We start from the raw sequence: 17,693 nt of genomic DNA, 5'->3' as shown, positions 1-17,693 counted from the left end.
AGGGTCGATGCTAACCTTTCAGGCGTTTTGGGCTTTTTCCACCAGCTTCTGGAGTTCGCCCTGCTGGTAGAGGTCAGACATGATGTCGGAACCACCGACAAATTCGCCTTGAATGTACAGCTGGGGAATGGTCGGCCAGCTGGAAAACTGCTTGATACCGTCGCGAATCTGGGGATCGGCGAGAACATCCACAGTGAACAATTCCTTCACTCCCGACTGCTGCAGCAATTGTATGGCGCGCGCCGAGAATCCGCACTGAGGCGCGCGGGGGTTGCCCTTCATGTAAAGCACGACAGGGTGTTTTTCAACTTGTTCCTGAATGAGTTCTTGAATCGTAGCCATGGTAATCCTCGTGACGTGTCAGGCGTGGATGGTTTCAGTGCTGGGCAGGATGACGGATCTGCTCGGCCTGTTCAGGGGTGAGGGTTCGCAGGGAAAGCGCATGAATTTCTTCACGCATGCGTTCACCCAGAGCGGCATAAACCCGCTGGTGTTGTTTGACAGGGGACAAACCGGTAAAAGTAGCCGAGATGACCAGTGCTTCAAAATGGGCACCGTCGTCTCCCTGTACTTCTACCAGGGCATCCGGGAGTTCTTGCTGAATAAGTGATTTGATCATGTTGGCGTTCATGTGGAACATTGTATCCCATAACAGGAGATTTGTGATCCCCTTTTCAAAGTGGCTATTTTCGCATGGCGTGCTGTATTACTGGCGCAGCTTGTAACCCCGATCAAGCAGGCGCCAGGCAAAAAAGCCGGTGATGATTGCAAAAGCCAGGCTGACCCCCAGGCTGGCCCAGACGCTGACATCCGAATCGGCAAAAAAACCGTAGCGAAAACCATCAATGATGTAGAAAAAGGGGTTAATCAGGGAAATCTGCCGCCAGATACCCGGCAGGGATTGCACCGAGTAAAATACACCGGCCAGAAAAGTCAGGGGCATGATGACAAAATTCTGGAAACCGGCGATCTGATCGAATTTTTCGGCCCAGAGGCCCGCTATCAAACCCAGACTACCCATGCCGCTGGCACCAAGGATGGCGAAAACCAGAATCCAGAAGGGATGCAGCACGGGAATGTGCAGATACAGTAACGCCAGGGCAAAAATGGCCAGTCCCACTAAAATACCCCGGAACACCGAAGCGGCGACCATGGCCGTAAAAATTTCCGTGGGCGTGAGCGGGCTGAGCAGCACAAACACAATATTTCCGGTCACCTTGGATTGAATCAGGCTGGAAGAGCTGTTCGCGAAGGCATTTTGGAGCACAGACATCATCATCAACCCGGGCACAATGAAAGCCGTATAACTGACGCCCGGATACACAGTGATATGACTGCCCAGAGCATGCCCGAAAACCACCAGATAGAGAATGGTGGTAATCAGCGGGGCGGCAATGGTTTGCAACCAGACTTTACCGAAACGCAGGGTTTCCTTGTAAAACAGGGTCCAGGCTGGGGCCAGACTGCCTTGAATCCGGTTGACGCTCGCGACAGTTGCCGGGGTACTATGCAGAATTTCAGGCATCGTTGCCGCGTAGATTGGGTTCCAGAATTTCTACATAGGCACTGTCGCGAATCCGATGTTGCCATTCGTCCATGCGCTCGCGGACAATCCGGTTAAAGAGCTGCATGCGTGCTGCTGCCATGATCTGTTTTTCTTCCACGGGCTGCTGGCGCTGGCCCTGGGACTGCAGGATGTAAATCGCATCGCCTTCACGAATGGGACTGCTGACGGCACCGGGCTGCAAGGTGAGCAAAGTCCGTTCGAGGGTGTCTGGCAGCTGTCCCGGGGTAATCCAGCCCATTTCTCCACCTTTTGCAGCGGTGTTGGGATCCTGACTGTAGTTCCGCGCCAGTTCCGAGAAGCGGCTGCCATTCTGAAGGGCGGTCTGAATATCCTGGGCGCGATCTTCTGCTTCCTGAAGTTGCAGGCTACTGCCAGCGCGGAGCACGATGGCTGCTGCCTTGACTTCAGTGATGGTGGGTTGTTCGTCTTTTTTGTCGAGGATCTTGAAAATGTGGAAACCGGTGGGTCCGGCGATGACCTGGCTGATATCCCCGGTTTTCAGAGACATGAGGGCCTGAGACACCGAGGGGGGGAGCTCTCCGGCTTTCACCCAGCCTATCCGGCCGCCCTGCAGGGCATCGCGACCACTGCTGACCTGCGCTGCGAGACGTGAAAAGTCTTCCCCGGCAATCAGGTGATTCCGGACCTCGGTGGCCTGTTGGCGGGCTGCGCTGATGGCGTTGGGGGTCGGGTTGTTGGGCATGGGGATGAATATCTGCTGCAGGTTGAAGCTGACTCCGCCCATGTCCTTGAGTTGATGAGCGAAGGTTTTGACTTCGTCAGGACCCACATGGACGCGGCTTTCCACTTCCTGCTGCATGAGTCGGTCAACAATAATGCGATCCTTGAGATCGTTGGTGAAGGTTTCCCAGGATTGTCCCTGACTGCTCAATGCCTGACGTAACTGGTCAGCGGTCATGTGGTTGGCCTGGGCCAGGTTGTTGACGGCCTGATCCAGCATGCCTTTGTCCACTTTGATGTTGGCGCGTTGCGCCATTTGTAATTCGATATCCTGCAAAATCATCTGTTGCAGCACCTGACGGCGCAAAATGTCATCCGCAGGCATGGCATTGGGATCACTCTGCTGGAGATGGGCGCGCACCGCGCTGACGCGTTGCTCCAGTTGCATGGAGGTGATGATATTGTCGTTGACGATGGCTACGATTTTATCCAGGTTCACCGCGTTGCTGGGCATTGGCGCATTCATGGGTGCCAGTGCGGAGTCTTCCGAATAAGTATGCGTTGCTGGTGCAGAATCAACAGCAGGCGCTGGTGCCTGGGCCAGGAGGGTATCCCGGTTCAGGAAAGGCGTGCTGGCCCAGCCCGCAACGGGCAGGATTCCAAGCAGTAGGCTCAGGGCAATAACAAGTGGACGACGTTTGCAGGACATCAAAACTCCATACTGGCGCCCGGCACATACTGGCTGAGCAAACCGGTTGAGGCATTGCCCAGGCTGGTTAGGCCGCGCAACACGATCTCGAAATAAACAGCATTATTGGACTGCCCGCCAAGCAGAATCTGATGATATACCATCATGTGCGCTGCCCAGCAGCCACCATCATAGCCGATCCCCACCAGCTCCTCCAGAGGCTTGCTGTCGGTAACATCATACTGATAGCTCCCCAGTAACTGCCAGTTCCGGAACACCGGCCAGGCACCGGAAACACCGGTTTGGTCGACGAAATCCCGGGTAAAGCGGTAATCGAGGTTGATCACCCGCTGGGGTCCCGGCAGCCATTGGGCGCGCAGATTGAGGCGGTCGAGCTGACCATGCTGCGGGTTGACCTGGGTGCTGGCGAGCAGGTTCATGTCGGCAATTGGGGCGTATTGTCCCTCGAAAAAATAATTGGACTGTGTGGCCTGCGGAACAATATCACCAGCCAGATTGATCTGTTCGTGATTGAAATAGCGAATTTGTCCGGCGGCTGCTTCCCAGAGCTGACGGCCCATGGGGGTCAGCCAGGTACCACGTAGCCCATAGGCAATTTGATTGGCAGCATTTATCCGGTCGCTGCCGGTATACAGTACGTTGTCGCTAAAAATGCCGGGAAAATCCAGGTAAGGCGTGCTGGCGTCAAAATTGGGAATTTCATTCTGGGCCTGTAAGGGAATGTAGGTATATTTGAAAATCGGTTGCAGGAGCGCCGTGCTGCCATTGCTGCCATAGCGGACAAAATTCAGTCCACCCTTCAGGCTCAGGGCGGGGAGGGTGCGGTTTATGGCGCGCGCATAAGGCGTATTGCGTTGAATTTGATAATGGCTGTAGTAGAGGCGAGCCTGGGGTTCGAGGAAGCCCCAACCCCGGCTGAAGCGCCATCCCAGAGTGGGGGTCAGATCCAGGCGCTGACCAATGGGTCCGGTGGAAGCAGAAAAATAATTGAAGCTGCTATGCCAATTGAAGTAGCCGCTGCGTCCCACCCGCCAGTAGCCATCCGCATAAATGCGCGGCAACTGGGCATAAGGCGCGCTGCTGTCCGGCGCGAGTTCCTGGTAACCCTGTAATTCGGCACCGGCACTGATGTGGGCATTGTTGTAATAAATGCCGCCAGTCGAAGTAATGTAAGGGGCGTTACCAATACCGCCAATAAAACTGCTGCCGAAACCTGCGGTGCCGCCAAAATCGGAAAGAAAGTTTTTGTAACTGACACGATTGTAATTGACGTTGAAACTGAAGCCATCGCCGAGATTCTGGTTGTGCTGCCAGGATAATGCCCAGACATTTTTATGGGTCAGTTGGTCCGAAGGTAACAAATCCAGAAAAAGCTTGCCGCTGTAGTTCGGTTCGAGATAACGAAATTCATTTTGCAGCATGACACCACGCCGAGAGAAGTAATTCAGGGTAAAGGTGTCGTCCAGGTTGCGGGAAATGTCGAAATAGTAGGGTATGCCCAGATAAAAGCCGTTGACGGTGGAACTACCTACGCCCGGGGCCAGAAAACCGGAGTGGCGCTTGAGCGGAAAACTGAAATAGGGCATCCAGAATACCGGAAGGCCGGATACATTCAGCGTAGTATTTTTGGTCGTCACATAGTTGTCGTTCTGATTGAGGTCGATCTGACTGCTCCACAGTTGCCAGGCGGGTACCTTGCCGTGGCAGGTTGTGTAGCAAGCCTCATTGAGCTGATAGTGACCCTTGCTCAACTCGCGACCACTTTCTGCATGACCATGTCCCTGCTCGGCTTCGAGCAGATAACGGGGGTGTACGACTATCCCCTCGTTGGCCTTGAGATGAATGGTTGCCTGGGGGGCTGCTGTGACCATGCCGGGGCTCACCATCCGCACGTGGCCATCAGCCAGAATTTCATCTTTGGCCTGGTCGTAATGCACCGTATCGGCGTAAACCCGCCGATCTCCATAAAGTACTTCGACATTACCCTTGGCCGTCCAGTGCCCACTGCCCATTCCGTTGACTTGATCGGCATACAGGGTCACCGGCTTTTCCACAGTCGTAGCCCAGGCGAGGCCGGGGTATAGCAATGCTGCCAGCAGGGCCAGGCAAATGCGGCGACGTGGAGAAGCAACGTGCCCGGACGGAAGAGATTTTCCGTGTCGAAATTTGCGAACCTGCTGAAGAGGGCTTTTCATAGGCGCCTAAAATCGCACAAAATGCTTTTATGTCGCAATCTCTAAACACCAGAAAAATTTTGACGCCCGCTGTTTCGGCCGGACAAATATCGCCAGATGCAGCAGCCTGGCTGCAGGCCAGGGGCGTGGATGCTGGACAATCCCAGGCCATTCCCGGTGATGCCAGTGGCCGGCATTACTGGCGTTTGCCGGACCAGCGGCTGTTCATGGATGCGCCACCACCTGAGGATATTTTGCCCTTTCTACGGGTTCAGCAGCGCTGGCAAAGTGCGGGGCTGCCCGTGCCAAAAATTCTGGCAGCGCAGTTGCAGCCGGGATTTGTGCTCCTTGAAGATCTGGGAACTATGGATCTCAAGGCCATTCTGGATACAGGCACGGAAACGGAGTTCTGGATGCAGCAGTCGCTGGATCTCATTGTTGCCCTGCAAAGCGCGGGCAGAAAGGATGATGCGCGACCTCGGCTACCGTTTTTTTCAAGGCAACGTCTGGGCGAAGAGCTGGCTTTATTTCATGACTGGTATTTGCTCAGGCATCTGGGGGTGACGCCGGATGAAGAAGCGCAGCAGAACTTGCAAAGGCTTTTTGCACTGTTGCAGGATAATGCCCTCAATCAGCCTCAGGTATGGGTCCATCGGGATTTCCACGCCCGCAATCTCATGCTGCAGCCTGATCCCCGGCGCTTGGTGATGATTGATTTTCAGGACGCTGTGACCGGCCCCTGGACCTATGATCTGGCCTCCTTGCTTTGGGATCGTTACTGGGATTGGGGCTCTGCCCGCCGGCACCAATGGATTCTGGATTTTCAGGGCAGACTCAGCAAAACTGGCAGGGCGGCATTGCCGCAGGCGTCCTTTGTGCGCAGTGTCGAATGGATGGCATTGCAACGCAACATCAAGATTCTGGGTATTTTTTGCCGCTTGGCCTATCGTGATGGCAAGTCGGGTTATCTGGATTTGCTGCCGCAATTTCGCAAATATGTACTGGATGCCTTAGCCAGCGATGCGCATCTGCAAATATTTTTCCCGCAGTTCTCGGCCTGGCTGGCGCGATGACCCGGGCGATGATTCTCGCAGCCGGGCGGGGTGAGCGCTTACGTCCCTACACGGACCATCTTCCCAAGCCTTTACTGGAGGTCGGGGGTAAACCGCTCATCGTGCGGCATCTGGAATCCCTGGCCGCTGCTGGCGTCCGCGAGGTTATCATCAATATTGGTCATCTGGGCGACCTGATTGTGGAAAGGTTGGGTCATCAATGGCAGGGGCTACGCATTTTCTATAGTGACGAAAGGTCGGGTCGCCTGGAGACGGGCGGCGCTTTGATTCGGGCCTTGCCACAACTGGGAGATGCCCCATTTTTGCTGGTCAACGGAGATATTTGTACGGACTTCCCCTGGGATTCTCTGCTGCAGGCGGCTTTGGCTTCTGTATGTTTGGTCCTGGTTCCCAATCCACCCCATCATCCCGCAGGAGACTTTGCCCTGAATGCGGGGATGGTGGCGTTGCAGGGCGAAGAACGTCATACTTATGCAGGAATTGCCCGCATTGATCCGGCGCTGTTGCGGGGCTACCCGGAACAGTCGGCACCCTTGGCACCCTGGTTGCGACACTGGATTGCAGCGGGTGAGGTGGAGGGGACCCTGTATCAGGGAATATGGACCGATGTAGGTACGCCGGAGCGATGGCTAGTGGCGCAGGAAATATGCAGGGTACGGCAAGATGGAATTTGACCTGGTAGCTGTTCAGGACGCGATATCGGTGTCTGTCGAACTCCGAAAACGCTGGCGGAAAGACTGGGTTGATTTGATGGAACTCGCTGTCTGGGGGGATTTACGCAGTCAGCAAATCGGGCTTGGCGGCAAGTTGCGCAAACGGGTTCTGGAATATGGTGAGCGTTTGCGCTCTTACGTCAGTGACCGGAGCTGGATACCTCATCCTCGCGAACAAATTAAAAATGCCCTGAGTACCAGTTTGCAACTTCGTGAAGTCATTGAAAAGGTCGGAGAATTGATGGGTCAGTTTGCTGAAGGAGAAGATCTCGCCCGTCTGCAATCATTCTGGCAGGATTTCAGCGACCGCCTGATGGTGGATATTACTGAGCGCGAAGGGAAACTGGTACAATTGTTGAATCAGCAATATCACGAAGAAGTTTAACTTGACCCAGGTCATCCAGCAGAATTTATGAAAATTGTATATACGTTGGTCATTATTGGTGCGCTAGCACTTTTTGCCCTGCTGTTGTGGTGGGCGCGGGGGCAAGAACTTGTCGGTAATACGCCCAAGGACAGCAGCAACTGGTATGCGCATCATCCAAAAAGTCTGGCTGCAGAAAATATGCGTTGCTGGACCTTGCTGCGCCAGACTTCATTTGCGGATATTGACAAGGTCATGGCGGCACATCCCCAATGTCATGCAGTCTATGAAGCCATTCAGGAACAGGACGGTGATCGTGCAGATTAAGTGTTTGTCAGAATGGCAGTAAGCATGGATGTCGATAATCTGTTGGCTACCGGGCGTGATGTTTTGCGTCTGGAGGCTGAAGCGGTGAGTGCATTGGAAGCACGTCTTGACGACAGTTTTGTCCAGGCTTGCGGGTTACTTCTCCAATGTTCGGGCCGGGTGGTAGTGAGTGGTATGGGCAAATCCGGCATCATCGGCAAAAAAATTGCCGCGACCCTGGCCAGTACGGGCAGTCCGGCTTTATTTCTGCACCCTGCTGAGGGCAGTCATGGCGATCTGGGCATGCTGACCCGCTCTGATTGTCTTCTGGCGCTCTCCAACTCGGGTGAAACGGCTGAATTGCTGGCCATTCTTCCGGTGGTCAAGCGTCTGGCCGTACCACTGCTCGCCATGACCGGCAATCCCCAGTCGACCCTGGCGCGCAGTGCCGCTGTGCATCTCAATTGCAGTGTGCTGCGCGAAGCCTGTCCTCTGAATCTTGCGCCTACGGCGTCCACCACGGCAACTCTGGCCATGGGCGATGCCCTGGCCATGGCCTTGCTGCAGGCGCGCGGGTTTTCGGCGGATGATTTTGCGCTTTCCCATCCTGGTGGAAGCCTTGGCAAGCGTCTGTTGCTTCGGGTTCAGGATGTGATGCACCAGGGCCAGGCTTTGCCAAAGGTACTCCTGAAAACCATGCTGCGTGATGCGGTTCTGGAGATGAGCAGCAAAGGCTTGGGGATGACCGCCGTGGTGGATGGCGAGGATCGGGTACTGGGTATTTTCACCGATGGAGATTTGCGGCGGGCTTTTGCCGAGCGTCAGGATCTCTGGGAGCAACCCATGTCTGCCCTGGCTCATGCCCAACCCTGCAGCATCCGCGCTGAAGCACTGGCGGCCGAGGCTTTAGCCCTGATGGAGGCCAAACGGGTGGGGGCGCTGCTGGTTGTGGACGACAATCAGCGCTTGGTCGGCGCCTTGAATATGCATGATTTACTTCGGGCCGGAATTGTATGAAGCGTTTGGCAGCGGAAACCCTGATGGAAAGTGCTGCGCAAATCCGGCTGCTGATCCTGGACGTGGATGGAGTGATGACCGACGGACGGCTGTATTTTGATGATGCCGGCACCGAAAGCAAAGCCTTTCATGTGCGCGATGGTTACGGGATCAAGCTGCTGCAGGCGCATGCCGTGGAATTGGCCATTATTACCGCACGGTTTTCCCCGGCAGTGGCGCATCGTGCCCGGGACCTGGGTATCAAACATCTTTTTCAGGGCTGCAAGGACAAACATCTGGCTTACAGTGAGCTGAAGCTGGAGCTGAATATTGAAGATGCCATGGTTGCTTATATGGGTGACGATCTGATTGATTTGCCCATTTTACAGCGCGTCGGGCTGGCCACTGCGCCGGCTGATGCCCATCCGGAACTGACCCGGCGGGTTCACTGGCAAAGCCAGTATGAGGGTGGCCGAGGGGCCGTCCGGGAATTATGTGAGCTGATTTTGCAGGCCAAAGGCTGCTGGTCCGCCGTTTTGACCCAGGCTGGGCAACAGGGGCATTGTTGATGCTGCGTTTGCGGCTTCCCAGCCTGGGTTTTACCGTGCTGGTTATGTGTCTTGCCGGAATGGTCTGGTGGTCATGGCCGCAGCGCCCCCTGTCGCTCCCGCAAATTGACTGGCACGGTCAAATTCATAAGGGCGATCAGGCCGCTGAAGATGTTGTCATGCGTCAGTATGATGCCACCGGGAAGCTGGACTTGCTGGCCACGGCGCATACGGCCTATCACGAACCGCGTCGCGATCAGACCATACTCAAAGACGTCGCAGTCAAACGTTTTCGACCCGGCCAGGAACTGAATCTGCGCGCCAATCAGGGCAAGGTCGATGGATCCAGCCACCTGATTACCCTGTGGGGGAATGTCATCGGGACAATGAAACCAGATACCCGTTTTCTGACCGGGAGGGTGCACTATAACCCGCAAACGGGCATTATTAGCACCCAGGATCCGGTTCGCCTGGAACATGGTCAGGACTGGATGACCGGAACAGGGCTCTGGGCGTCGGTCAAAACCGAGGAGGTCAATATTTTGCGGAATGTACGTGGTGTTTATGCGCCTTAAGCCTGGCTCGATGGGGCGCTACTGGCCGGTCGGGCTGGTGATGGTTTCCCTGGCGGCCCTGGCGGCCCCTGCTGCCCAACAGACGTTGGCCAAAGGACCCATTCATATCAGTGCAGATACGCTGCATGCCGAAAACAAGCCCTCCCAGCAGGCCACTTATCTCGGCAATGTCGTTATGACCCAGGGCGACGTGGTCATTCATGCCAGCAAACTCGTCATAGCTGCCCTGCAGGGCAAGGTACAGACGGCCACGGCAACTGGTAGTCCCGTCAGCTTTACCATGTCCAGCGCGCAGCGCCACGGCTACGGAGATACCCTGATTTACAAACCGGGTTCGGGGGAGATTGTGCTGCAAGGGGATGCCCATCTCTGGCAGGAAAAAAATGAAATCAGTGGCCAGCAGGTGACGTACTTTTTGAATAACCAGCAAACGGCAGTGACGGCATCCCCCGGACAGCGCGTCCACTCCGTGTTTTATCCCGCAGCAGCAAACCGCTCTGCCAGCGGTGGGAGGCCATGAGCGACCTGCTCCAGGCCCAGTCTCTGTTCAAGTCTTATCGTCGTCGTACGGTCGTCCGGGATGTTTCTGTTCAGGTTGCCGCCGGGGAAGTCGTGGGCTTGCTGGGCCCCAATGGCGCTGGCAAAACCACCACTTTTTACATGATGGTCGGACTGGTACGCCCGAATCGTGGTCATATTTTTTTGCAGCAGCGTGATATCACTGCATTTCCCATGCATGAACGGGCGCGCATGGGATTGGGTTACCTGCCCCAGGAACCATCTGTATTTCGGCAAATGAGCGCGGCAGATAATATTCTCGCGGTTCTGGAGACCCTGCCACTCAGTAAAGCCGAACGCCAGGATCGCCTGGATCAGCTCCTGGCTGAATTGCATTTGGGTCTGTTGCGCGACACCAAGGGGCACAGTCTTTCTGGTGGCGAGCGGCGCCGGGTGGAAATTGCGCGCGCCTTGGCCATGAGTCCGCGCTTCATCTTGCTGGATGAACCTTTTGCGGGGATCGACCCGATTTCTGTTTTGGAAATCCAACGTCTTATTCAGGACTTGCGTGAACGCGGCATTGGTATCCTGATTACCGATCATAATGTGCGCGAAACATTAGGCATTTGCGAACGTGCCTATATATTGCATGATGGGAAGGTGCTGACGGCCGGGAGCCCACAGGAAATCGTGGATGATCCCATGGTCCGTCAGGTATATCTGGGAGATCAGTTTCGAATCTGAATCTGGAAAGCAATGAAACAAGGTCTAGAACTCAAACTCGGTCAGCATTTGGCCATGACCCCGCAACTGCAACAAGCCATTCGCCTGCTGCAGTTATCGACGGTTGATCTGCAACAGGAAGTTCAGGGGATGCTGGAAAGCAATCCCCTTCTGGATGAGGATGCATCCGTTGAAGAATCCGGCGCTTCGGGTAGTGCTCCTGAACCCGGTGAAAGCTCCGGTGAAGATCGCCAGCTGGATCTGGCTGCGGAAGATACTTTGCCTGATGATTTGCCGGTCGACAGTCAATGGGATGACGTGTTTGATTTGGGCACCAGTGCATCAGGCGGGGGTTCTGATGATGAGCTTCCCGACTTTGAAGCACGGAACAGTCACAGTCAAAGCCTTCAGGACTATCTGCGCTGGCAGGCGGATATGACGCACTTCAGTCCTGAGGAGCGCAACATGGCGGAGATGATTATTGACGCCATTGATGATCGCGGTTACCTGATCGAAAATCCAGACGATCTGGCTGCTGCCATGGGCGTTGATGCTGCCGTCTTCCAGGGGGTATTGCTGCGCGTTCAGGACTTCGACCCTCCTGGTGTGGCGGCGCGTGATCTGAGTGAATGTCTTTTGTTGCAACTCAGGCAGTTGACGGATGTGGATGCCAGCGTGCAAAAGTTGGCGATGGATGTTGTCAAAGACCATTTGCAGGCCCTGGGTCGCCATGATTATCCAAGGCTGTGCGCAAGCCTGGGGGTTGATGAAGCCGCGCTGGGATCAGCCATGGCGCTTATTTCCGCTCTCAACCCCAAACCGGGTGAAGAAGTTGGAAGCGAAAATACCGAGTATGTCATTCCCGATGTGATTGTGCGCTGGTCCGGTAAACGCCTGCGGGTGGACCTGAATCCCGAGGCCATGCCCAAGCTGCGCATTAATCGCCGTTATGCGGGAATGGCCGGGGGCAAGGATGCCGCCCATAAATATATTCAGGATCAGCTCAATGAGGCACGCTGGTTTATCAAGAGCCTGCAAAGTCGCCAGGAAACCATTTTGAAAGTGGCCCGGGCGATTGTGGACAAGCAAAAGGATTTTTTTATCAACGGACCGGAATCCATGCGCCCCATGGTGTTGCGTCATATTGCCGAAACCGTGGAAATGCATGAATCCACGGTATCCCGGGTGACCAACCAGAAATACATGGTTACCCCCCGAGGTCTTTTCGAGTTCAAGTACTTTTTTTCCAGTCATGTGGGAACAGACAGTGGCGGCTCGGCATCGGCGACGGCCATTCGCGCCTTGCTCATCAAATTGACTCAGGCGGAAAATCCCAAACATCCTCTGAGTGATGCAGAAATTGCCAAGGTTCTCGCCGATCAGGGCATTCAGATTGCCCGCCGGACGGTAGCCAAATATCGGGAAGCGGCCAATATCCCGCCGGCAAGCCAGCGTCGGCGGCTTTAGTTTTCGACATCCATAAGACAGGGTTTTTTGTGGCGGCGGTTGGCGCTACACTGAAGCCGGACCCCGATCAGGGGCAATTATCATAAACAATCCTCGCAAGAGGACAGGAGAGCGCCATGCAAATTACCATTACCGGTCAGCACCTGGACCTGACAGAAGCCCTGAAAAACCATGCAGAAGATAAAATTGGCAAACTTGATCGACATTTTGATCAGGTGATTGATGCCCGGGTTGTTCTGAAACATGCGCCCCATGAAAATCCCGAAAATACCGCTGATGTGACTATGTATGCAGCTGGTCATGTGTTTCACGCCGTATCCCAGCATGCCGACATGTATCGCGCCCTGGACCTGGTCACCGAAAAACTGGAAGGCCAGGTTGACAGTTACAAGGAAAAACGCCAGGACCGGCGTAATGACAATCCTTCCGGTCTGGCAGCCATTGCCGAGATAGAATGACCTTCAATCATGACGACTCTGCCCTTAACTCCCCAACAAGTTCTTATTGATCCTCCGGTTACGGATGCCGGAGCCGTGCTGGACGCCTTGGCGGCACTTCTCGCAGAGTCGACCGGACAAACAGCCTCCGTCATTGCTCAGGCCCTGAAAAGTCGTGAAGAGCAGGGTTCCACCGGAATCGGCCATGGTGTCGCCTTTCCCCATGCCCGTATTGACGGTGTAACTGAGGTAGCCTTGGCGGCCCTGCGCAGTGCTCAGGGAATCTCTTTTGCCGCACCGGATGGTCTGGATGTGCAGGTATTTATTGCGGTGGCCGTACCCAGAACGGCGGCTACGGCTCACCTCGAAATTCTTTCGACCCTGGCGGTACGTTTGGCCTCTGAGACAGTACGTGCAGACTTGCTCAAGGTGCGCAATGCTGAAGGATTTTTTACCGCAATGACCCATTCTGATTAGCTTTCAGGGAAGACGCGGACATGGAAAGACAAATCAGTCTGCGTCGGCTTTGCGAAGATCTCCACAAGGAGATGTTCTGGGATTGTCTGCATCGACCGGATAAGGATTGTCAGCTGCGTGGCGACCCCTGGGCGGAAGACGATGTTGGTGGCGCGGCTCTGGTCGGTTTTCTGAATTTTATTCGTCCTCACGTCGTACAGATCGCCGGAACCTGTGAACTCCAGTTTTTGCGGGATAACCCCCTGAGTTTCGAGCAATTTCTGACGGGAAAGCTGAGCCTGTTGGTACTGTGCGAAAGTGAAACGCTGAGTCCGGAACTTCTGGAAGCACTTCAGTCCCGGCAAGTGGCGGTCATGACGACTGCCTTGGAGGCCCCGAAGGTGCTCGCCCGTCTGCAACTTTACCTGCATCGCGAGCTGGCTCCCCGGCAGCAAGTGCATGGGGTGTTGGTGGATGTACTGGGCGTTGGGTTGTTGCTGCAGGGCGAGGCCGGTATCGGCAAAAGCGAGCTGGCGCTGGAGCTGGTTAGCCGTGGTCACCGTCTGGTAGCCGATGACAGCGTATTATGTGTGCGTGAGGCGCCTCAGGTGATCACCGGGCATTGTCCGGCTCCTTTGCGGAATTTTCTGGAAGTGCGGGGCCTGGGTATTATCAACATCCGGGAATTTTTTGGTGCGGCGGCTATCGTCCGTTCCAAACGCATTCGTCTGGTGGTCGAAATTCAGGATATGCAGGATATGGAGCTGGCCGACATCGACCGACTGCAGGGTAAGGTCGACAACCTGGATATTCTGGGGGTTCCGCTGACGCGCTTGCGCATTCCGGTTTCGGCAGCGCGCAATCTTGCCGTGCTGGTGGAAGCGGCAGCCCGCAGCCAGTATGTGAAAGAGTCCGGAGGCGACATGCTCGCTGACTTTGAAGAACAGGTACGTCTGAGTGCCGGGGAGGAATGATGGCGGAGCGGGACTTCATTATTGTCAGCGGACTGTCAGGATCGGGAAAATCCACGGTGCTCCAGGCGCTCGAAGATCAGGGTTATTATTGCGCGGATAATTTACCCGCTACCCTGCTGGTGGCTTTTGGCGCGCAGCTGGCGCATCGCGAGGGGCAGTCGTTTTTGGCGGCCGTCAGCATAGATGTGCGTAATCGCGATTTTTTTGCGGCCTTGCCACAGGCCCTCAAAGATTTACGGGATGCGTATGGTCTGCATCCACGTATTTTGTTTCTGGAAGCGGGCGAAGACACCCTGTTGCAGCGCTACAGTGAAACCCGCCGCCGCCATCCCCTGACTGATGACAATGCGGCTACTCCTGGTGAATCCCTGCTGAAAGCGCTGCAAAGAGAGCGGGAAATGGTGCAACCTCTCGCTGATATGGCAGACAAAAGGCTGGATACTTCCCGAATCAATACCCACCAGTTGCGCCTGCGGGTGCAGGCCTGGAGTCTGGCGTCGCAGCACTATGGCGGTTTGGTATTGCTGCTGCAGTCTTTTGCCTTCAAGCGGGGGCTGCCACTGGATTCTGATTTTGTGTTTGATCTGCGCGCCTTGCCCAATCCGCACTATGATCTGGAGTTGCGGGCTTTAACGGGGCGTGATGCTGCCGTACAGGCTTTTTTGGCAGGGCGTCCAGAGCTACAGACAGCGCTGGGATCCTTGCGGAGTTTTTTGCAGGTGTGGTTACCCCCCTTTGCCCGGGAACATCGTAATTATGTGACGGTATCCCTGGGTTGTACGGGGGGGCAGCACCGCAGTGTGTACATGGTGGAAGTTCTGGCACGCGAATTATTGGGTAAAGGCCAACGCATTCTGATTCAGCATCGTGAACTGAATGTCACCGAGACTTTGACATGATTCACCTTGTTCTGCTGACCCATGCAGGTATGGGCGTGGCATTTGCCAATACCCTGGAACATATTTTCGGGACCATGCCAGCAGCCGTCGAAGTTGTGGAGATTTTGCCCGACGCTAATCCCGAAACCGGGCGCAGGCGCCTGTGGGAATTCATTGAAAAACTGCCGGAAGGCGATGCCATGCTGATTCTCAACGATCTTTACGGAGCAACCCCGGCAAACCTGATTCCGGCAATTCTTCCCGAAGACCGCGTGGCAGCCATCAGCGGTTTGAATCTGGCGATGCTGCTGCGGGCTTTATCGCGGCGCGAAGAAGGTCTGACCGCAGCCCGTCAGGGGGCCTTGGATGGGGCTGTGCAGGGCGTTGTGGATATTCTTGCTCTGCGTGCTGCGCCGCGTACCTGAACATAAGCCTGGAACGGGTAGCGGTCATTCGCCACAATACCCGGTGTTGTCGGCGCTATGGTCGCACCTTCGCGGTCGGGTTATGCTGAAAACATTTGAGTCTGACCTTGTTGTCAGGGGGTGAGTGTTGTGACGGTCCGTGTTGACTATCCTATTATTAATTCGTTGGGCTTGCATGCCCGGCCTTCGGCGAAGTTTGTCAGTCTTTCGGCACGTTACCCCTGTGCTGTCTGGCTGGAGCGCGATGCTCAGCGGGTCAATGGTAAAAGTATCATGGGCTTGATGACCCTGGCGGCAGCCCAGGGAACCATTCTGACATTGGAAACCGAAGGAGAGGGAGAGCAGGCTTGTGCCGATGCCTTGCTGGCGCTGGCTAAGGACCGATTCGGGGAAGAGGCATGAGTTTTGAACTGGCAGGTATAGGGGCTTCTGGTGGCATTGCGATTGGCACAGCGCTGGTGCTGGAGCCGACGACGCTGGATATTCCCGAACATCTTCTGGCTCCAGAAGCTGTGGAGGCAGAAGTGCTGCGCTTACGTGCAGCTCTCAGCAGTGCCCGTGATGAACTTTTTGCGGTACGGGACGTGATTCCTGCCGACGCACCCCAGGATACCCGCCTGTTTATTGATGCGCATCTCCTGATGCTGGATGACCCAGCCTTGCGGGAAAGGCCGTTACGCTCCATTCGTGAAGATCACCGCAATGCGGCCTGGGCCATTCAGCTGGAACGGGAGCGTCTGCTGGAAATTTTTGACCGCATGGAAGACGCCTACCTGCGTGCCAAGCGGGAAGACATTATTCAGGTGACCGATAGGGTGTTAAGGCAGCTCGTCGGCTGGGAGCCGCCGACGCTGCAGAGTGCGGAAGGACAGATCATCATTGCTGAAGAGTTGAGCCCTGCTGATACCGTGCTCATGAAAAAGGACAAGGTCCTGGCCTGGGTGACCGACTTTGGTGCTGCGAACTCGCACGCCGCCATTCTCGCACGGAGTCTTGGACTGCCAGCAGTCGTTGGCGCCCATTCTGCCAGTCGTCTGCTACGCAGCGGCGACATGGTCATTGTCGATGGTGATCAGGGCATTATTCTGGTGGCACCGGACGCGCTGTTACTGCGCCAATATCAAGGCTTACAGGAGCAACGGCAGCGCCGCCGCCGTCTTCTGGAAGAACAACGGGATCTGCCCGCCATTACTGCCGATGGTGTGGAAATTCATTTGCGGGCCAACATCGAATTACCGGACGACTCCAGTCTGGTGAGGCGCATGAATGCCGATGGTGTGGGTTTGTATCGCAGTGAGTTTCTGTTTATGAATCGTCCCGATATTCCTGATGAAGAAGAGCAGTATCAGGCCTTTTCCCGGGTTGTGACCGAAATGGCGGGAGCCCCCGTGACCATCCGCTCGTTGGATATTGGTGCCGACAAGGGGTTAAGTGACGACGAAACGACCACACATAATGCCCTGAATCCGGCTTTGGGTTTGCGCGGACTACGCCTTTGTCTGCGTCGTCCCGAGTGGTTTCGCCCGCATTTGCGGGCCATATTGCGGGCTTCGGCCCTGGGGCCGGTGCGTTTGATGCTGCCGATGCTCAGCAGTATGAGCCAATTGCTGCAAAGCCGGGCGCTGGTAAGTGAATTGCAGGCAGAATTGCGTGGCGAGGGACTGCCCTGTGATCCGGATATGCCTCTCGGGATTATGGTAGAAGTGCCCGCCGTGGCCATGGCTGCGCACTATTTTGCCGGTTGTGCCGATTTTTTCTCCATCGGGACCAACGATCTTATTCAATATGCCCTAGCGGTTGATCGTGGCGATGATGATGTCAATGATCTTTTTGATCCGTTGCACGTCGGCGTCCTGGCTTTGATTCAGCACACCATTGCTGCCGGGCGCGCCAAAGGTATTCCGGTAGCCATGTGTGGCGAAATGGCGGCCAATCCGGCTTTTACGCCATTACTGCTGGGCTTGGGTTTGCGGGAATTCAGTATGTACCCGGGCGCAATCCCCGAGGTGAAGGAAATTATCCGCCAGACATCCATTGCCGAAGCCGAACAGTTGGCAATGGGTGCTCTGGCAGGAGATTTTTCTGTGGCCCTGGAGACCGGACATAGCTAGATCACCAATGCGCCGTAT

The 17,693-nt window shown here is 55.5% G+C and carries 22 protein-coding genes; 17 read left to right on the top strand and 5 right to left on the bottom strand.

Annotated features, from left to right (window positions below; all coding sequences use genetic code 11):
- Positions 1–18: 18 nt before the first annotated feature.
- The 5 genes from grxD to H7F11_RS10495 all read right to left on the bottom strand — a co-directional run bounded on the left by grxD (position 19) and on the right by H7F11_RS10495 (position 5,152).
- Positions 19–342 carry a Grx4 family monothiol glutaredoxin gene (gene grxD / locus H7F11_RS10515; protein WP_010640654.1) on the bottom strand — a complete coding sequence of 108 codons (324 nt, stop codon included), beginning with the start codon at positions 340–342 and terminating at the stop codon, positions 19–21.
- Positions 343–376: 34 nt separating this feature from the next.
- Positions 377–619, bottom strand: a complete 243-nt coding sequence (locus H7F11_RS10510; protein ID WP_227485422.1) for a BolA family protein — start codon at positions 617–619, stop codon at positions 377–379.
- Between the two features lie 87 nt (positions 620–706).
- Positions 707–1,525 (bottom strand): ABC transporter permease, encoded by an 819-nt coding sequence (locus tag H7F11_RS10505; RefSeq protein ID WP_227485421.1) that lies wholly within the window; start codon positions 1,523–1,525, stop codon positions 707–709.
- Positions 1,518–2,957, bottom strand: coding sequence for a peptidylprolyl isomerase (locus H7F11_RS10500; RefSeq protein ID WP_193651190.1), 1,440 nt, complete (start codon positions 2,955–2,957; stop codon positions 1,518–1,520). The genes H7F11_RS10505 and H7F11_RS10500 overlap by 8 nt, the downstream gene beginning before the upstream one ends.
- Complete coding sequence (locus H7F11_RS10495; protein WP_193651191.1) at positions 2,957–5,152, bottom strand: LPS-assembly protein LptD; 2,196 nt, start codon at positions 5,150–5,152, stop codon at positions 2,957–2,959. The genes H7F11_RS10500 and H7F11_RS10495 overlap by 1 nt, the downstream gene beginning before the upstream one ends.
- 29 nt (positions 5,153–5,181) lie before the next feature.
- Here H7F11_RS10495 and H7F11_RS10490 point away from each other — a divergent pair, with 29 nt between their 5' ends.
- The 17 genes from H7F11_RS10490 to ptsP all read left to right on the top strand — a co-directional run bounded on the left by H7F11_RS10490 (position 5,182) and on the right by ptsP (position 17,675).
- Positions 5,182–6,204: an aminoglycoside phosphotransferase family protein gene (locus tag H7F11_RS10490; RefSeq protein ID WP_227485420.1), complete on the top strand. Its 1,023-nt coding sequence runs from the start codon at positions 5,182–5,184 to the stop codon at positions 6,202–6,204.
- Positions 6,201–6,878 carry a nucleotidyltransferase family protein gene (locus tag H7F11_RS10485; RefSeq protein WP_193651192.1) on the top strand — a complete coding sequence of 226 codons (678 nt, stop codon included), beginning with the start codon at positions 6,201–6,203 and terminating at the stop codon, positions 6,876–6,878. The genes H7F11_RS10490 and H7F11_RS10485 overlap by 4 nt, the downstream gene beginning before the upstream one ends.
- Complete coding sequence (locus tag H7F11_RS10480; RefSeq protein WP_193651193.1) at positions 6,868–7,302, top strand: hypothetical protein; 435 nt, start codon at positions 6,868–6,870, stop codon at positions 7,300–7,302. The genes H7F11_RS10485 and H7F11_RS10480 overlap by 11 nt, the downstream gene beginning before the upstream one ends.
- Positions 7,303–7,329: 27 nt before the next feature.
- Positions 7,330–7,608 (top strand): hypothetical protein, encoded by a 279-nt coding sequence (locus H7F11_RS10475; protein WP_193651194.1) that lies wholly within the window; start codon positions 7,330–7,332, stop codon positions 7,606–7,608.
- 24 nt (positions 7,609–7,632) lie between these two features.
- Positions 7,633–8,604, top strand: a complete 972-nt coding sequence (locus tag H7F11_RS10470; RefSeq protein ID WP_300249948.1) for a KpsF/GutQ family sugar-phosphate isomerase — start codon at positions 7,633–7,635, stop codon at positions 8,602–8,604.
- Positions 8,601–9,152: a KdsC family phosphatase gene (locus H7F11_RS10465; protein ID WP_193651196.1), complete on the top strand. Its 552-nt coding sequence runs from the start codon at positions 8,601–8,603 to the stop codon at positions 9,150–9,152. The genes H7F11_RS10470 and H7F11_RS10465 overlap by 4 nt, the downstream gene beginning before the upstream one ends.
- On the top strand, positions 9,152–9,706 hold the full coding sequence (gene lptC / locus H7F11_RS10460) for an LPS export ABC transporter periplasmic protein LptC (protein ID WP_193651197.1): 555 nt from the start codon (positions 9,152–9,154) through the stop codon (positions 9,704–9,706). The genes H7F11_RS10465 and lptC overlap by 1 nt, the downstream gene beginning before the upstream one ends.
- Positions 9,696–10,226: a lipopolysaccharide transport periplasmic protein LptA gene (gene lptA / locus H7F11_RS10455; protein ID WP_227485419.1), complete on the top strand. Its 531-nt coding sequence runs from the start codon at positions 9,696–9,698 to the stop codon at positions 10,224–10,226. The genes lptC and lptA overlap by 11 nt, the downstream gene beginning before the upstream one ends.
- Positions 10,223–10,948, top strand: coding sequence for an LPS export ABC transporter ATP-binding protein (lptB, locus tag H7F11_RS10450; RefSeq protein WP_193651199.1), 726 nt, complete (start codon positions 10,223–10,225; stop codon positions 10,946–10,948). The genes lptA and lptB overlap by 4 nt, the downstream gene beginning before the upstream one ends.
- A 12-nt stretch (positions 10,949–10,960) precedes the next feature.
- Positions 10,961–12,394 (top strand): RNA polymerase factor sigma-54, encoded by a 1,434-nt coding sequence (locus tag H7F11_RS10445; RefSeq protein WP_193651200.1) that lies wholly within the window; start codon positions 10,961–10,963, stop codon positions 12,392–12,394.
- A gap of 116 nt (positions 12,395–12,510) precedes the next feature.
- A complete protein-coding gene (gene hpf / locus H7F11_RS10440; RefSeq protein ID WP_193651201.1) occupies positions 12,511–12,852 on the top strand; it encodes a ribosome hibernation-promoting factor, HPF/YfiA family in 342 nt (113 codons plus the stop codon).
- 9 nt (positions 12,853–12,861) lie between these two features.
- A complete protein-coding gene (locus H7F11_RS10435) occupies positions 12,862–13,308 on the top strand; it encodes a PTS sugar transporter subunit IIA (protein ID WP_193651202.1) in 447 nt (148 codons plus the stop codon).
- Between the two features lie 20 nt (positions 13,309–13,328).
- Complete coding sequence (gene hprK / locus H7F11_RS10430; RefSeq protein ID WP_193651203.1) at positions 13,329–14,261, top strand: HPr(Ser) kinase/phosphatase; 933 nt, start codon at positions 13,329–13,331, stop codon at positions 14,259–14,261.
- Entirely contained in the window at positions 14,261–15,160 is a 900-nt protein-coding gene (gene rapZ / locus H7F11_RS10425; RefSeq protein WP_193651273.1) for an RNase adapter RapZ, read from the top strand. The genes hprK and rapZ overlap by 1 nt, the downstream gene beginning before the upstream one ends.
- Positions 15,157–15,564 carry a PTS sugar transporter subunit IIA gene (locus H7F11_RS10420; protein ID WP_193651204.1) on the top strand — a complete coding sequence of 136 codons (408 nt, stop codon included), beginning with the start codon at positions 15,157–15,159 and terminating at the stop codon, positions 15,562–15,564. The genes rapZ and H7F11_RS10420 overlap by 4 nt, the downstream gene beginning before the upstream one ends.
- Before the next feature lie 129 nt (positions 15,565–15,693).
- Positions 15,694–15,966, top strand: a complete 273-nt coding sequence (locus tag H7F11_RS10415; RefSeq protein ID WP_075322050.1) for an HPr family phosphocarrier protein — start codon at positions 15,694–15,696, stop codon at positions 15,964–15,966.
- On the top strand, positions 15,963–17,675 hold the full coding sequence (ptsP, locus tag H7F11_RS10410) for a phosphoenolpyruvate--protein phosphotransferase (protein WP_193651205.1): 1,713 nt from the start codon (positions 15,963–15,965) through the stop codon (positions 17,673–17,675). Before H7F11_RS10415 ends, ptsP begins: the two co-directional genes overlap by 4 nt.
- The last annotated feature ends 18 nt before the right edge of the window (positions 17,676–17,693 follow it).

It is taken from the genome of Acidithiobacillus sp. HP-2 (assembly GCF_015100155.1).
Lineage (GTDB): Bacteria > Pseudomonadota > Gammaproteobacteria > Acidithiobacillales > Acidithiobacillaceae > Acidithiobacillus.
The sequence above is the reverse complement of the archived record's forward strand: the minus strand, read 5'-3'. Positions and strand labels throughout refer to the sequence as shown.

Excerpts from the sequence above, each read along its gene's own strand:
- grxD (WP_010640654.1), bottom strand. The coding sequence starts at position 342 with ATGGCTACGATTCAAGAACTCATTCAGGAACAAGTTGAAAAACACCCT.
- H7F11_RS10510 (WP_227485422.1), bottom strand. The coding sequence starts at position 619 with ATGATCAAATCACTTATTCAGCAAGAACTCCCGGATGCCCTGGTAGAA.
- H7F11_RS10505 (WP_227485421.1), bottom strand. The coding sequence starts at position 1,525 with ATGCCTGAAATTCTGCATAGTACCCCGGCAACTGTCGCGAGCGTCAAC.
- H7F11_RS10500 (WP_193651190.1), bottom strand. The coding sequence starts at position 2,957 with ATGTCCTGCAAACGTCGTCCACTTGTTATTGCCCTGAGCCTACTGCTT.
- H7F11_RS10495 (WP_193651191.1), bottom strand. The coding sequence starts at position 5,152 with ATGAAAAGCCCTCTTCAGCAGGTTCGCAAATTTCGACACGGAAAATCT.
- H7F11_RS10490 (WP_227485420.1), top strand. The coding sequence starts at position 5,182 with ATGTCGCAATCTCTAAACACCAGAAAAATTTTGACGCCCGCTGTTTCG.
- H7F11_RS10485 (WP_193651192.1), top strand. The coding sequence starts at position 6,201 with ATGACCCGGGCGATGATTCTCGCAGCCGGGCGGGGTGAGCGCTTACGT.
- H7F11_RS10480 (WP_193651193.1), top strand. The coding sequence starts at position 6,868 with ATGGAATTTGACCTGGTAGCTGTTCAGGACGCGATATCGGTGTCTGTC.
- H7F11_RS10475 (WP_193651194.1), top strand. The coding sequence starts at position 7,330 with ATGAAAATTGTATATACGTTGGTCATTATTGGTGCGCTAGCACTTTTT.
- H7F11_RS10470 (WP_300249948.1), top strand. The coding sequence starts at position 7,633 with ATGGATGTCGATAATCTGTTGGCTACCGGGCGTGATGTTTTGCGTCTG.
- H7F11_RS10465 (WP_193651196.1), top strand. The coding sequence starts at position 8,601 with ATGAAGCGTTTGGCAGCGGAAACCCTGATGGAAAGTGCTGCGCAAATC.
- lptC (WP_193651197.1), top strand. The coding sequence starts at position 9,152 with ATGCTGCGTTTGCGGCTTCCCAGCCTGGGTTTTACCGTGCTGGTTATG.
- lptA (WP_227485419.1), top strand. The coding sequence starts at position 9,696 with ATGCGCCTTAAGCCTGGCTCGATGGGGCGCTACTGGCCGGTCGGGCTG.
- lptB (WP_193651199.1), top strand. The coding sequence starts at position 10,223 with ATGAGCGACCTGCTCCAGGCCCAGTCTCTGTTCAAGTCTTATCGTCGT.
- H7F11_RS10445 (WP_193651200.1), top strand. The coding sequence starts at position 10,961 with ATGAAACAAGGTCTAGAACTCAAACTCGGTCAGCATTTGGCCATGACC.
- hpf (WP_193651201.1), top strand. The coding sequence starts at position 12,511 with ATGCAAATTACCATTACCGGTCAGCACCTGGACCTGACAGAAGCCCTG.
- H7F11_RS10435 (WP_193651202.1), top strand. The coding sequence starts at position 12,862 with ATGACGACTCTGCCCTTAACTCCCCAACAAGTTCTTATTGATCCTCCG.
- hprK (WP_193651203.1), top strand. The coding sequence starts at position 13,329 with ATGGAAAGACAAATCAGTCTGCGTCGGCTTTGCGAAGATCTCCACAAG.
- rapZ (WP_193651273.1), top strand. The coding sequence starts at position 14,261 with ATGGCGGAGCGGGACTTCATTATTGTCAGCGGACTGTCAGGATCGGGA.
- H7F11_RS10420 (WP_193651204.1), top strand. The coding sequence starts at position 15,157 with ATGATTCACCTTGTTCTGCTGACCCATGCAGGTATGGGCGTGGCATTT.
- ptsP (WP_193651205.1), top strand. The coding sequence starts at position 15,963 with ATGAGTTTTGAACTGGCAGGTATAGGGGCTTCTGGTGGCATTGCGATT.